Source organism: Winogradskyella sp. J14-2 (assembly GCF_001971725.1).
Classification (GTDB): Bacteria; Bacteroidota; Bacteroidia; order Flavobacteriales; family Flavobacteriaceae; genus Winogradskyella.
The window spans coordinates 3181221-3196297 of sequence record NZ_CP019388.1 but is presented as its reverse complement, the minus strand read 5'-3'; the positions used below and the strand labels follow the sequence as shown (position 1 = coordinate 3196297).

General features: G+C 35.2%; 5 protein-coding genes. 1 reads left to right on the top strand and 4 read right to left on the bottom strand.

The annotated features are described in order from the left end of the window. Window positions 1-120 precede the first annotated feature (120 nt). The 4 genes from BWZ20_RS14345 to BWZ20_RS14330 form a co-directional block, all read right to left on the bottom strand. Window positions 121-1860, bottom strand: coding sequence for a LamG domain-containing protein (locus BWZ20_RS14345; protein WP_076620959.1), 1740 nt, complete (start codon window positions 1858-1860; stop codon window positions 121-123). 12 nt (window positions 1861-1872) lie between these two features. Next, entirely contained in the window at window positions 1873-3414 is a 1542-nt protein-coding gene (locus tag BWZ20_RS14340; RefSeq protein WP_076620957.1) for a RagB/SusD family nutrient uptake outer membrane protein, read from the bottom strand. 12 nt (window positions 3415-3426) lie between these two features. Next, window positions 3427-6441, bottom strand: a complete 3015-nt coding sequence (locus tag BWZ20_RS14335) for a SusC/RagA family TonB-linked outer membrane protein (RefSeq protein WP_076620955.1) — start codon at window positions 6439-6441, stop codon at window positions 3427-3429. Between the two features lie 250 nt (window positions 6442-6691). Beyond that, on the bottom strand, window positions 6692-9484 hold the full coding sequence (locus BWZ20_RS14330; RefSeq protein WP_076620953.1) for a helix-turn-helix domain-containing protein: 2793 nt from the start codon (window positions 9482-9484) through the stop codon (window positions 6692-6694). A 331-nt stretch (window positions 9485-9815) separates the two neighbouring features. Here BWZ20_RS14330 and BWZ20_RS14325 point away from each other — a divergent pair, with 331 nt between their 5' ends. Then, window positions 9816-15041, top strand: a complete 5226-nt coding sequence (locus BWZ20_RS14325) for a M14 family zinc carboxypeptidase (RefSeq protein WP_076620952.1) — start codon at window positions 9816-9818, stop codon at window positions 15039-15041. Window positions 15042-15077: the final 36 nt, after the last annotated feature.

The following is a 15077-nucleotide window of genomic DNA, read 5'->3' as shown; positions in this document are numbered from 1 at the left end:
TTAGTAAGTTTAGGATAAACTTTAGCTGCATTTATTTTTATAAATGCAGCTAAAGCAATAAAGACTAATTCAAAAGTTTATACACACTTATATTTGGTGTTTCGGCTCAATATTTTTGTGCTACAGCATAGATTGAATTTCTTCTAGAGAAAGTGCCTTTTTATAAATTCTCAGATTATCCATTAGGCTTTCGTCAGATCTATGATTCCAACCGGTAAACCTAGGTGCACCGGACATTATTGAAAGTATGTCACAATCTGACCAATCGACACCAGTAAAGGTATTTTGGCTTACAACCTGACCATCAATGTAAACCACACACTCGGTATTTGAAATGGTAAATGCCATTTGTACCCATTGAGGGTTATTAGGATCTAAATCTGCTGCTGCACCGCCATCAAACCAAGAATCACCATCACCTCTACCTACATTTAATTTAAAGCGCTGCATGCCTCCGGCATTTTCGCGGAAAAATCTAAATCCACTCGTTCTATTGTTTTGGGCATCGGGATTGTTAGTATCTGGCGGACCAATGACAAGTACACCTGCTCTATCTGGTGTTCCATTAAGTTTGTACCTAAATACTGCAGAGAATTCTTCGTTTAACAGACCATCTGTAGGAAATGTTAGATAAGAATCCGTTGCTCCTTGATAAGCACTTGTGCCTTCGTAGGCGTCTGATGAAAAATCTGGACTACCAACTTCAGTGCAGTCTTGGTCACTATAGTCTTCGGTAAAACTACCATTGAAATCTAACTTAAATATCTCATCAGCCTGAGCTATTAATTCTATAACTTCCTCTTGGGTTAATGCCATGTTAAAGAGTCTAAGCTCGTCCATATAACTTTCATCAGATCTATGATTCCAACCCGTAAATCTAGGCGCACCAGACATTATGGATAACACATCACAACCTGTCCAGTCTACACCAGTAAAAGAATTTTGACTAACAACTTCACCGTTTTTATAAACTACACATTCGCTGCCTGAAATGGTGAATGCGAAATGTACCCATTCATCTGCAGAAGGATCGACATCTGCTGCTGCTCCACCATCAAACCAACTGTTTCCGCTTCCTGTCCCAACATTTAGTTTAAAGCGCTGCATACCACCAGCATTCTCTCTAAAGAATCTAAAACCTGCGTTTCTGTTATTTTGTGAATCTGGATAGTTTGGATTTCCAGGATCTTCTGGCCCGATTACTAATACACCTGCTCTATCTGGTGTTGCATTAACCTTTAACCAAAATGAAGCACTAAACTCGTTTGCCAAAAGACCGTCGGTTGGGAAGGTTAAATAGGAGTCTGGAGCACCAGCGTAAGCGCCTGTACCCACTCTGGCTTCGGGTGCAAAACCTGGGTTACCAACCTCATCTGCATCTGTTACGGTTACTAATTCACTATAGCTACCATCAAAATTCATGTAGAATGTTTCTCCAGGATACAATGGAGTGTAAGGAGGTTCTTTACTAAAATTAGACACAGAAACAGTTGTATTACCAACTAAATCTGTTGCAGATACCTCGAGTACATGATCGCCTGTTGTAATGTTGTCATAAACGAATTCTTCTATAAAAATTCTATAGTCGAGAAATTGATCGTAAGAAGCTATCTCTTGTCCGTCTAACCTTACAATTACGGAAGCAAGTTCTATATCGTCCTCTGCTCTAAACTCAATAGGTGTAGAAGTTACTGGATCTGGAACTTGAATTGAGAAGCCATCTACTGGTCTTTCAATGGTTACGATAGGTGCACCAGCATCTGGTCCTGGATCTACTTCTGTGATTGGGTCTATACCTTCGTAACAAGAAGATATCACCATCATTATGGATAACCCAAATATGTATTTAAATTTTTTCATGTTTAGCATATTTTAATTGTCTTGATCTTCTAGTGGTAGTAAGTCTAACTGCTCTTGCGGATAAGGCAAAAGCTCGTCTTGCGCGGTAAAAGTTCGGCCTTCGTAGCTTAGTTCATTATATTCATTTAGTCTAATCATATCGAAGTATCGAATTCCCCATTCCATAGCTAATTCAGCAAATTTTTCATCAATAACATCTTGTGTTGTAACATTAGATAGAGCTGGCATATTAACTCTAGATCTAACCATATTAACCGCTTGGTCTGCTGTTAGTCCGCTTCCACTTACACCACGTGTTAAAGCTTCTGCGTACATCAATAATATTTCTGCATATCTGATAACAATGAAATTTTTACCAGAACCATAACTATTTCTTCCTGGAGTTAATTGGTTAGAAGGTAAATAGTGTTTACCACTACCAAACATAGCTCTAGGGTAGTCGTTGAACACATCACCATCTAATGTGACGTTAGTAATGTAACTTGGTAATGTTGAATATTCAGGATCCATCATAATCTCATCGATTCCTCGTGGTGTAAAGTTAACACTAGTTACCAATCTAATTTGATCGCCTCTATCTAACATAAACTTTATGTATTTTAAGCTTGGCTCATAAAATCCCCAACCACCTGATGCTGTTTCTACGAGAGGATCCCAACTGGATGGTCCAAAGGGTGCGTATAAATGGTTACTCACTGGGCCTGAATCTGAATTGAAGTCTGAAAATTGTAATTCAAAAATATTTTCGTTGCTTAGTTTACCAGGCTTTTTGAAGAGTTCATAAAAGTCTGGGTACAACATAAATTTGTTGGAGTTGATAATTTCTCCCGTAGCATCTGCGACTTCTTGATATTTTTCCATTTCTAAATTGGCCATTGCTTTAACAGCTAGAGCTGTATATTTGGTTACACCACCAGGAACATCGGTTCTTTCATTTGGTCGTACATCTGGCAAGAAAGGTATGGCTTCATCCATAAGATCTGATATGTACTGCATTACTTCCATCTTAGTAAATACACCATTATCTAGTTCTTCTTGAACATTAGTAGAGGTGATTATAAAAATATCTCCCCAAAGCTTAGACATCTGCAAATGCTGAAAGCCACTAAGCACCATTGTTTCGGCTATATATTGATCTGCTAGCGCTATATCATCGCCTGTTGCAAATTCTTTGTATTGTTCAATAGTTTCGCGGGTATTGTTAATATCGAGGATATCTCCGTAAAAATTCTCCCATACTTGATTGTACATCCAAAACCCATTATCGTAGTTAAACAAATCTGTTTCTGCAAATAGCGGTTGATCTCCCAAACCACCAGCATTAACATCATCTCCTCTTACTCCAATAAGAAGTGGGTCTTCCCATCCTCTAGAGTATGTTACGGCGTATGAGCCGATAAGAGGTAGTATCATATCATCTGTTTGAGTAAAGTCTAAATCACTGGACGCTAGTTGGCCGTCATTCTCCTCTAGTTTATCGTTACAGGACGATAGTGAAATACAAATCACCAGCAGCAACACCAATGATTTGGATAGTTTTCTTAAGTTTTTCATATTGCGTTTTTTTTAAAGTTTAATATTTACGCCAAAAGTATATATAGCAGGTATAGGATATGTTTGTCTATCCACACCGTTAGCTACTTCTGGATTAAAGCCATTATAATCAAATACAGTTAGTGGTCTTTCTGCTGTGAGTGTTAATCTCACCTCTGGCATATTTTTACCTAATTCACTCGCAGGAATTGTGTAGGCTAACTGAACATTTTGAATTCTAAAGAATGATCCATCTTCGATAAAGAAGGTACTCAATCTTTGATTCCAACCTTTTCGACGCCCAGCTGATGATGGATAAGAATTGGTTGTTCCTTCACCACGCCATCTGTTGATAGCAAAATCAGCATCTACGTTTGTATCATTAGTAAAAATAACTTCGCCACGTTTGCGGTTTAGTATTTCATTACCTGCTTGGCCTGCAATGGCAACAGATAGATCGAAATTTTTGTACGAAACCTGCATGTTACCACCATAAGTAATTTCTGGCAGATAAGATCCAATAACTACTCTATCCTGATCGTCAATAACACCGTCATTGTTTTGGTCTTTATAAATAAAGTCTCCTGGTTCTAAGTTGTTATCCACCGCAATTGGGTCATTAGCCACTTGTTGGTCATTTTGATATACTCCCTCAACTTCTAATCCGAAGAAGGCCTCAACTGGTTGCCCAACGATTGATCTTTGACGAAACTCTGCACTACCAGTATCTAAATACCCTAGATTATTATCAATCCTAGTCATCTCATTATTTAGTGTACCCAGATTTCCACTAATAGAGTAGCTCCAATTATCGTTGATACGTTGACTCCAGCCAGCAGCTATCTCAAAACCTTTGTTACGCATTTCGCCTTTGTTTTCTAAGACAGTATTGCCTGCAATGGGCTGAATTACCGGAATTACTAATCGTTTTGTGTCTCTAATGAAGTAATCTAATTCTAGAGATAGTCTATTATCAAAAAGTCTAGCACTTATACCAACGTTTGTTTCTTCTAGTATTTCGCGCTCTAAATTTGTAAAGTTATTTGAACTAATTATACCATTTGTTAAGAGATCGTTTATTGCGGTTGTTAATGTGGAAATTGTTCTCGTACCAGCACTACCAGAAAGTGCTCCATTTGGCAATTGACCCCAACTACCTCTTAGTTTTAGGAAATCAAAAACACCATTGTTAGCCATAAATTTTTCTTCAGACATTACCCAACCTAGACCAACACTTCCTGTACCTAACCAAATTTCTTTTGGAAATCTACTATCGCCCTCATATCTGTAAGTAGCATTTAAGAGGTATTTATTCTTAAAATTATACTCAAGTCTTCCTAAATATGCAAAATAATATAAACGATCGCCAATACCACTTACCTGATCTGCAAAAGATCCAGGATCTGCAAAGTTTAAAAACCAAGAAGATTCTAGACCAATACCTGTAATATCGTCACCAGTGGCAGAAAGAAATTCATCTTGCCTATCGATGAAAGATGTACCTGCTGTTACCTTGAGATTATGATCACCAAAACTATCTGTATAGGTTAATAGGTTATCCCAATACTGATTAGATCTGTTAAACTCCGCTCTTCTAATAGAAGATACAGCGCGTTGAGAGTTTTCAGTAATAAAATATGGTAATCTTACGTTTCTCTCTGAGTTTGTTTCGTAATCATGGCTGTAGAATGTTCTGAATTTCAATTTATCAGGTATTATATCATACTCTAAAAATATACTCGCCAAAAATTTTCTTTGTCTAACTCTATTGTTATTGAACCTCATTGTTGGAAATGGATTCTGTGAACCTCTATAACCAAGCAGCGTTGCGTCTGAGAATGGAATTGGTGTAGCATCTTGGTTAAGTGTATCAAAAACTGGTAAAATAGGCACCGCAAAGTATGCTTGAAACCAAGCTCCGTTTTCTGGGTTGAAGCGCGTAGCATTACTAAATAATGTATTTACGCCAACCTTTAATCTGTCAGATATTTTAGCTTCAACATTAGATTGAATATTAAAACGTTCGTATTCGTTTTTCATGTCTAGGATACCTTCTTGAGAAAAGTAATTAGCGTTAACACCATAAATTGTGTTTTCGGTACCACCAGTAACACCTATACTATGGTTAGTAATAGGTGCTACTCTTAAGACTTCCTTGTACCAGTCTGTATTGACATCTGGGATGTTAGGATTTACTCTACTTCTTCCGTAGCGCTGTATGGCGTTTTCTACAAACTCAATATCTGCCTGCGACCCAGACTCTAAAGCCATAGTAACAAATTGTTCTGCATTTGCCATCTTAACCACATTTTGTGCATTTTGATAACCAGTGTATCCATTGTAAGTTATTGTTGGCTTACTATTTGCTTTGCCAGAAATTGTCTCTACAATAACAACACCATTTGTTCCTCTAGTACCAAATATAGCTATTGACGACGCATCTTTAAGAACCGACACACTCTCTATTTGATTGGGATCTAAAAAGTCTATATTATCATAAAATACACCATCCACTACATACAAAGGGCCACCACCAGCTGAAAATGAATTTACACCTCGTATTCTAACCGTTGGGCCTGTTCCTGGCTGACCAGAACTTACTATTTGAAGTCCGGCTACCCTACCTTGTAATGACTGCATAGCATTGGTAGCAGGTGTTTTGGCGATTTCCTCCGACTTAACGGTAGAAATGGCACCTGTTAAATCTGCTTTCTTTTGTGAGCCATAACCCACAACAACAACTTCGCTGAGGGACTCTATGTCCTCTTCTAATGCGATATTGACTGTAGTTTGGTTGGTAATTGCTATACTTTGAGCTTTAAACCCTATATAACTAAAATTTAATTTTTGACCGCTCTGTACACTAATTGTGTATTTACCATCAAAATCGGTTACAGCACCTCTGGAGGTACCTTCTACAATGACACTTACACCAGGTAATGGTATTCCATCACTTGCTGAAGTTACAACACCATTTACTTCTATTTGCTGACTCCACGAAATTAGAGAAACGCATAAAAGCAATATTAAACTGAATTTAGTTTTCATACATTAACATTTAGATTGTAATAGTTAGATTTTTTCTAATCATAAAGTTAAAATCTTAACCTTTACACAACGTAGGTGTTGTTTACATTTTAATTACGCCAAGAAATATTAAAAACGTATGAATGCCCTTAAAATCTGATTTTGACGTAGTTTAAATATAAACGAAAACGTTGTAAAATCTTAATATTTTAACAAAGTGACGTAGTAATGACGTAGTAAAAAATATGATATTAACAACTTTGAGTAGTTCTTATTTAATATTTAATAAATAATCTGTCAAAGAAATGTCATTTTCTAAATCTAATTTCTTTTTAAGTCGGTATCTGTGCGTCTCTACACCACGAACAGAAATATTCATAAGTGGTGCAATCTCTTTATTTGCTAGATTCATTTTAATATAGGCACACACTTTTAAATCTTTAGGTGTTAAAACTGAATGACGTGTTTTTAACTTAGTAAAAAACTCGTCATGTACTTGGTTGAAGTTTTCTTCAAAGACTTCCCATTCGTCTTTACGCTCAATAGAGTTGTTAAGTTTTTTTATTAGTTTTTTGTAAGAGTAATAATCCTTGAAACCTTCTTTGTTAACAGCTAGTTCTTTTTTAATATCCTGAAGTACTTCATTTTTCTTAACTAAGGCCATTGCATTATTGGCTAGTTGCTTGCTTTTTATTTTCAGTTCATTTTGTAGTGATTCATTTTTTAGCTGCACTATGTGTTTTTCGTTCTCCAAGGTTTTTTCACGTAAAAGCTTGTGCTGTTCTCGTTGGTATTTAACTCGCATTAAGCGCTGCTCTTTTTGTATTTTTCTGTGGTGCAGATAATAGAATAAGCTAATTAAAGCACATAATACTAATACATATAGCAATAGACCTATGGTTCCTTTATACCAAGGAGGGCTTACATCTAGTTGCAATGTTTTTATTTCTGATGTATTTCCGGAATCGTCTATGGTTCTTAGTAAGATGTTATATAATCCATGATTAATGTTGTTTAGCTCAAGATTTCTGTTATCTACTTTAAACCAGCCTTTACTTAGGCTAGGTATACTATACTCAAAAAAATGGTTATTAGAATTGGATGAAGAAATTTCTAAATTTATACTTTGATTATATTTTATTTTTAAAGTACTATCCTCCTTTATTGAGGATAGTTTTATTCTATCACCATTAATCTTAATAGTTTCTATTTTAGGCTTAAAAACACTAGTACTATCTTTAAATGTCTCGTCAATGAGCATAAAACCATTATCTAAATTTAAAGCATAAAGAGCGTCGTCAATTTTAGATACATGTTCGTAATCTACTATATACCTTTTCTTTATTAGTTTGTTGTTTATTTTTGTTTCAACACTGTCATTGTTAATATACTTAAACCTTATTACTCCTTTTTTATCTTTTAGCACAATAGGACTCATTGATTGCTCAGATATTATGTAAGAATGTTTACCAAACTTTTTGTTTAATAAATTAAATGGAACAATAGAGTCTAGTAAAGGTTCGTATTTTTGCCATCCATTATTAGTTTTAAAAACAATATCATTTCTTATGTTATATACTCTGGTATTATACTCAGAGTCTAAACCTCTAAATCCGTAATTAGTAACTTTGGTTATTGTATCATAAGATTTGTTAAAATTAACTTTGTAAACGCCTTTATAAGCATGTGCAACCCATGCTGTATATGGATTTTCAAAAACTAAAAATCTTGAAGGAATTGTGGTTTTACCCATATGTTTAGTTTCCCACTTGCCATTTTTTTGTTGAAACTTTACCAAGCCAGCATAAGTTCCTTGTATGTATAAATTATCGTGCTCTGGTACTTTTTGTATAGTCCAGCCGCCTGTAAAATCTGAGATCTTTTTTATTTCACTTTTATTGACTAAAAAAGTACCCTCGTTATGTCCACAAAATAGATTATTGTCAATAATTTTTAAATCCCATACCTGACCTTGGGAACCATCTATAAAATTTAAGTTGTTGTTATCATCCAAGAAAAATAGGCCTGTATTTGTACCGATATATAGCAGCCCTTCGTGCCTTACAATATCGTATACCGCTCCGAGTTTACCAGATATATCGTTAAAAAAATAGCTCGTGTTGTCCAGGTCTATACTTGCTATTCCGTTATCTAGTCCTAGCCATAAATTATCTTTTTGATCTAAAAACTGACCCAATATTGTATTGTTTGCAAGACCATTTTCCTTACTAATATGAAATTTAATTTCTCCCTTACTATTAGCTATATAGACACCATCTTTTATGGTTCCAAAAACCATATCGCCATTTTCTAGCTTAGAAAATTTATTTAATTGATGTTGCTTTATTTCCTCGTTAAAAGCATAATCTGTAGGCTGTAATTTGTTAGAACGTAAATAAAAGCTTCCTTTAAGCGATGTTAAAATTAAATACTGATCTTCTTTTTTTACTATAGAGATTATTTTAGTGTCTTTAAGAGCTTCATCATAAAAAAAAGGTATTAGGCTTTTATCTTGTAATCGATATATACCAGTGTTTAACGTAGAGAGCAATAAGTCACCGTCTACTAAATTTAAGGATATTACAGCAGAGCTTGGTTGAATTCTATAAACGTTTTTAAAATCATATATGTATATACTCGAAAACGACCTAAATATAATTTTCTCGTCATAGTTTATTATTTGCCAAATTTCCTCATTGGCAGAAATCTGGGGTTTTATTAAGTCGCTTAGAGATTGGTAGACTAATTTGCCATAATCATTCTCATACCAGTAGCCAAACTCCTCAAAAGAACCCGTAAAAATGAGGTTTTTGTGCGTTAAAACAGACCTAACAGTGGTTTTGTTTGGTAGCTGAAATAACTTCCAGTCTAAACCGTCATACTCTAGCAGACCTATATTATTTGCTACGTAAACTTTTCCGTCTTTTGCCCTACACAAATCCCAATTTTGGTTACTAGCCTTGTATTCTGCTATTGAGTAATTATAAATATTTGGTGAAAATTGACAATAGCAGACTAAAGTGAAAAGAAAGGTGAAGTATAATGTTAATGGTATTTTTTTCATCTCAGCTACTCGAGGTTTGTGTTGATTAATACTGCACATAAATTAAAATAATCTACTTTATTAAAACAATTGGTAATGTACAGGTAAATTTACTTGTTAGACCTTACTTAATAAAATAAAACGCGTAATGTTATCGATCAACCAAAAATAAACCTAATTATAGTAATTAAACAAGCTTGTTTACTTTGAGATTTAGCTCTTTTGAAATCCAAATGTTGAACTTAAAAAAAAGCAAATATGCATTTTATCGATTTTTTTTGCGTTTTGTGGATTTTTTTAAAATAAAAAATATATATTAGCAACCGAAATAAATTCATTAAAACCCCAACTAATGAGAAAAACTACCTACTTTATCTCACTATTGTTCTTTGTAGTATTTAGCGCTTACGCTCAAGAAAACTATACAAGAATAAAAATCTTAAACCCAGATCAACACACCATAAATACAATTGCTTCAAATGGTATTGATTTAAGCTGTGGCGCACATCATGAGCATAACGAATTAATCCTCGAGTTATCCCAGGGCGAAGTTAATTTATTAGCGCAAGATGGTATATCATTTATAACTTTAATAGACGATGTATCGTCATTTTATAAAAAGAGAGCTAAAGAAGGCGGTCCGCACATAAAACATCAGCATAAACATACAGACGGCAAGTCTAAAGAGATTATAACAGAAAAATCATCAGTTTCTAATATTGTTATAGACAATATTATACAGTATTCTGGTGAAGACGAGATTAATTTTATAGAGCCTCAAAACTTCCCTAATGTAAATACTTTAACCATGGGAGGTTGTCTTACAGTAAGCCAAATGGAGGCGCAACTCGATGCTATGCGTAGTTATTCGCAAAGCAATGGACTAGATATTGTTTCACCAAAAACCGATGCATCTTCTTCTGGACAAAAAACATGGGGTAATCCTAACAATAACTTTGTTAACCAACATAACAATGGGCCCTCAACTTACTCTGGTACTGGTTCGGTAAGATGGAATCCTCAGACCATATATTACGTTCGTATTACCGGAAATGAGAGTACTACACCAGAGGGTACAAAACCTCAAATATTATATACCTCAATGATACATTCTAGAGAATTGAGTGCTCTTATGAATAACATCTATTTTATGTGGTATATAATAGAAAACTATAATACAGATCCCGCTATTAAAGAATTAGTAGATAACAACGAATTGTATTTTGTACCAGTTGTTAACCCAGATGGGCTGCGATATAACGAAGTTACCAATCCAAATGGTGGAGGGATGCAGCGTAAAAACTTAAGACCATTGTCAAACGGGACAATAGACCCAAACAGAGGTGTAGATTTAAACAGAAACTTCGATTATTATTGGGGATTAAACAATATCGGCTCTTCTGGAACAAGTTCTAGTGGTACCTATAGAGGTCCAGGCCCAGAATCTGAGCCAGAAACGCAGATTATGGTAGATTTTATATCTAGTAGAAGTTTTAAATCTGCTGTATGGAACCATTCATTTGCCAATTCAGTGCCACACCCTTATGGTGGTGACCCTAATAATAATACGGGTAGAGAAGATGAATATTATAGATGGCATGAAGAAATGACCAGATATAACAGGTACCTTTATGGGGCAACGATCTTTTACGAGTCTAATGGTTTGCCAGATGATTGGATGATGGGTGGAGATCCTGACAACAACAATTCAACAGGATTAAACCAAGCCATAATTGCTACTACACCAGAGCATGGTGGCGAAGGTTTCTGGCCTTCTATTTCTTCAATAGTACCTATAGCTAAAAGGTCTATGAGAATTTCTCTAGCCACAGCATACTATGGTGGTAAATATGCCAAACTGCACGACTTAACACAAAGTAATATTACAAGCCTAAATTCAAATTTAGATTTTGGTATAGAGCGTATTGGACAAACTCAAAGCGGCTTTACAGTAACGGTAACACCTATATCGTCTAATATAGTTAGTATTACTTCACCTCCAACACAAACAGGAATACCTATTAACACAACTGGGAACAGCAATCAAAATCAAAGAAACGTATCAGCCTCATTAGTCTTAGACCCATCTATAAATCCTAACGATAAAATTGAGTACAAAGTGCAGTTTTCTAATGACGATGGTATTATCTACGAAGTAAATTATGAAAAATACTACCAGCCTACTATTTTGTTTAGCAACAGCCCTGATACAGACGGTTTAACTGGTTGGACACAGAGTGGTGGCTGGACAACAACAACTTCAGATGCTTTCTCAGGTAGTACATCAATAAATACAGGCACCTATTCTAATAATGCAAACAAAACTTTAACAACAACTGGTAACTTTGATTTTTCAAACGCTACAGAAGTTAAAATTCAATTCTATACTAAATGGGATATTGAAAGAAACTATGATTATGTAGAAGTTTTAGGCTCACCAGATGGTGGATCTAATTGGATTTCTCTAAAAGGGAATTATACTAAACCAAATGCCACAAGTGCCACAACAAGCCACGATAATAAAAGCAGTACCTATGCCAATTTTCAGGCTAATAGTAACGGTCAAATTTACGATGGTGATAGAATGGATAACTGGGTGATGGAGGAAATAACAATAGACAATAATTATGCTTCATTATTAAACTCTAATAATGTTAAAATTAGATTTAGATTTAGAACAGACGCCCTAAATGTAAATGAAAGCTACACCACAACTAATGATGGTTTCTTTATAGATGATTTTAAAATTATAAGTATTACCATACCCTGTGCTACAACTGTACCTAATAACCTTAGCACAGATACTGTATTAGATACAAGTGCCAGCATTGTATGGGACGATATACCGTCAGCAACTTATGATTTAAGATACCGAGAAACAGGAACATCTATCTGGAACGAAATAACAGACATCCCTCAAGAATCGTATACAATAAACGGATTAACCGAATTAACAGAATATGAAGTTCAAGTAAGAAGCAGATGTACCTCATCAACATCTGTATACAGTAGCTCAATTCAATTTACAACATTAGAAGAAATAACATGTACAGGTACTTTGGTAAACTCATTCCCATATACAGAAACGTTTGATACCGATTTGGGAGAGTGGACACAAGCCTCTGGTGACGATGGAAATTGGAGTTTAAACTCCAACGGAACACAGTCCAACAATACAGGACCACAAGATGACATAACTGGTGGAGGGAACTACCTTTATACTGAAGCATCTACTGCTGGCCTAGGGTCTAATGCCAATGTTATTCTTATTAGTCCTTGCTTTAACCTAGCTAATATTACCAATGGTATATTTACATTTAATTATCATATGTTCGGTAGTGATCTTGGTACCTTAGAACTCGATATTTCTTTAGATGATGGCATAAGCTGGAATAATCTATTTTCTCAAACAGGAGGGAGTGAAGAAATATGGAAACTTGAAAGTTTCGATTTAAGCAGCTACGGTGACGCTGTGGTAAAGTTTAGGTTTTCCGCTACAACAGGCAACGGCTGGAGTAGTGATATTGCAATAGACCAAATAAGCATCACAGAATTACCAACTAACTATTGCGATTCTCAAGCTACAGATACCAACTTATTTTTAGGCATAGGTGGTGTTATGTTTAACACAATAAATAACACCTCCAATGCGCAATTATACTCAGATTTTACGTCGGTGTCTACAATGGTATCAAAAAGTACAACGTATACACTAACAATAACACCAGAGTACAACGTTGGTACAAATAATGCAGTAGGTTATGCTGCTTGGATAGATTATAACAGAGATGGAGATTTTACAGACCCTGGCGAACAAGTATATACAAGAAACCCTGTAACAGGAGGTAATTCTGTATCAGGAAACGTAGCAATACCAGCCAACATATCAAATGGTGCAACAATAATGAGAGTAGCTTTAAAATTTAATGACGTACCTACATCTTGCGAAACCTTTCAGTATGGCGAAGTAGAAGACTACAAGATATATTTATTCAATGGTTTATTATTTCAAAATAATACATGGACACCAAATGCACCTTCTGGTGTAACTAGTTCAGAAGATGTTATGGTTTTAAATGGCACTTATAATACCAATGCAGATATTTCAGTTAATAATATCAATGTTGCAACAGGTGCAACACTAAATATTAGCAAAGAAAACACCATAACTGTCAACGGAAGTATTGTTAATAATGGTGATTTTATAATGAACTCTGACTCCAACGAGTTTTCTAGTTTAATTTTAACCGGAAACGCTACAGCTAACCTCAAGTACAATAGACATGTAAACTCTAGTGCTAATAGAAATGACTTAATCTCTCCACCTTTTAGTGGCGAAAGTTTTGTTAACTTCAGAGCTAATAACGCCAATATTTTGTCCAATACTGGCGAAACACTCTATTTATTTGGGCCTTTTGATAAATCTACGAGCGATTATCTAACCTATGCTTCAACCGAAGTAAGTACATTACAAGCTGGTAAAGGATACAGAACAGCATCAACTGATAACGGAACATTTACTTTCACAGGATCTGTAACTACAGGAAACCTCAGCATACCTATTGAAAAAACGGGTTCTGCTTTTGAAATTTGGAATTTAATCGGTAACCCTTATCCATCGTATATAAGTTTAGATGATTTTTTAACCGATAACTTATCAGAATTCGATACTCAAAGTGCTGCAGTATATGGTTATGATGCAGATAATTCCAACGGCAGTTATTGGACGATTTTTAATTTAGCATACGCGCTTGCAAACCCAAATACATTGATAGCACCAGGACAAGGTTTCTTTGTATCATCTAAAGATGGTGGTGGTACGGTTAATTTCTTGCCATCAATGAGAAGATCGGGTTCTTCTGATGACTTTATTTCTGGAAGAAGTAATAATCCAACAGAGTTTGGAACAATTGTTTTAAGCTCAGATGCTGAAAGTTTTAGTACAGATCTTTATATTACAGACAACGCATCGCTGGGAATTGATGTTGGTTATGATGCAAGTCATTTTGACGGAGCACCTTCAGATTTTGCAATTTATTCGCACTTGGTAAGTGATAATGCTGGTAGAGACATGGCTATACAAGCCATAAACTTCAATGACCTCAACGATACAACTGTAATACCTCTTGGTGTCAACGTCCCAGAAGGACAACAAGTAACCATAAGCTTTAATAACACAAGCATAAGTACAGATGTATACCTAGAGGATGTTGTTTTAAACACTTTTACGCTACTTAATACGTCAGATTATACTTTTACACCATCATCTAGCATCTCTGATACCGGAAGATTTTATTTAAGGTTTGATGTACAAACATTATCAAATAACGACTCTAACTTAGACATATTACAAGTATATAGTGAACATAACAATGAACAGATTGTAGTAAAAGGACTATTAGAATACGATACAGAAGTAGTTGTATACGATATTCAAGGCAGGCACGTTCACAATAGCGAATTTAAAGCTGGAAGCACAATTAATAAAATAAATACATCAGACTTTAGCACTGGCGTATACTTAGTAAGAGTTTCGGATCAGGTTTTAAGTATCACAAAAAAAGTAATTGTAAAATAATCTAAATTCATTTATAGCTAAAGCCGAAGAGCATGC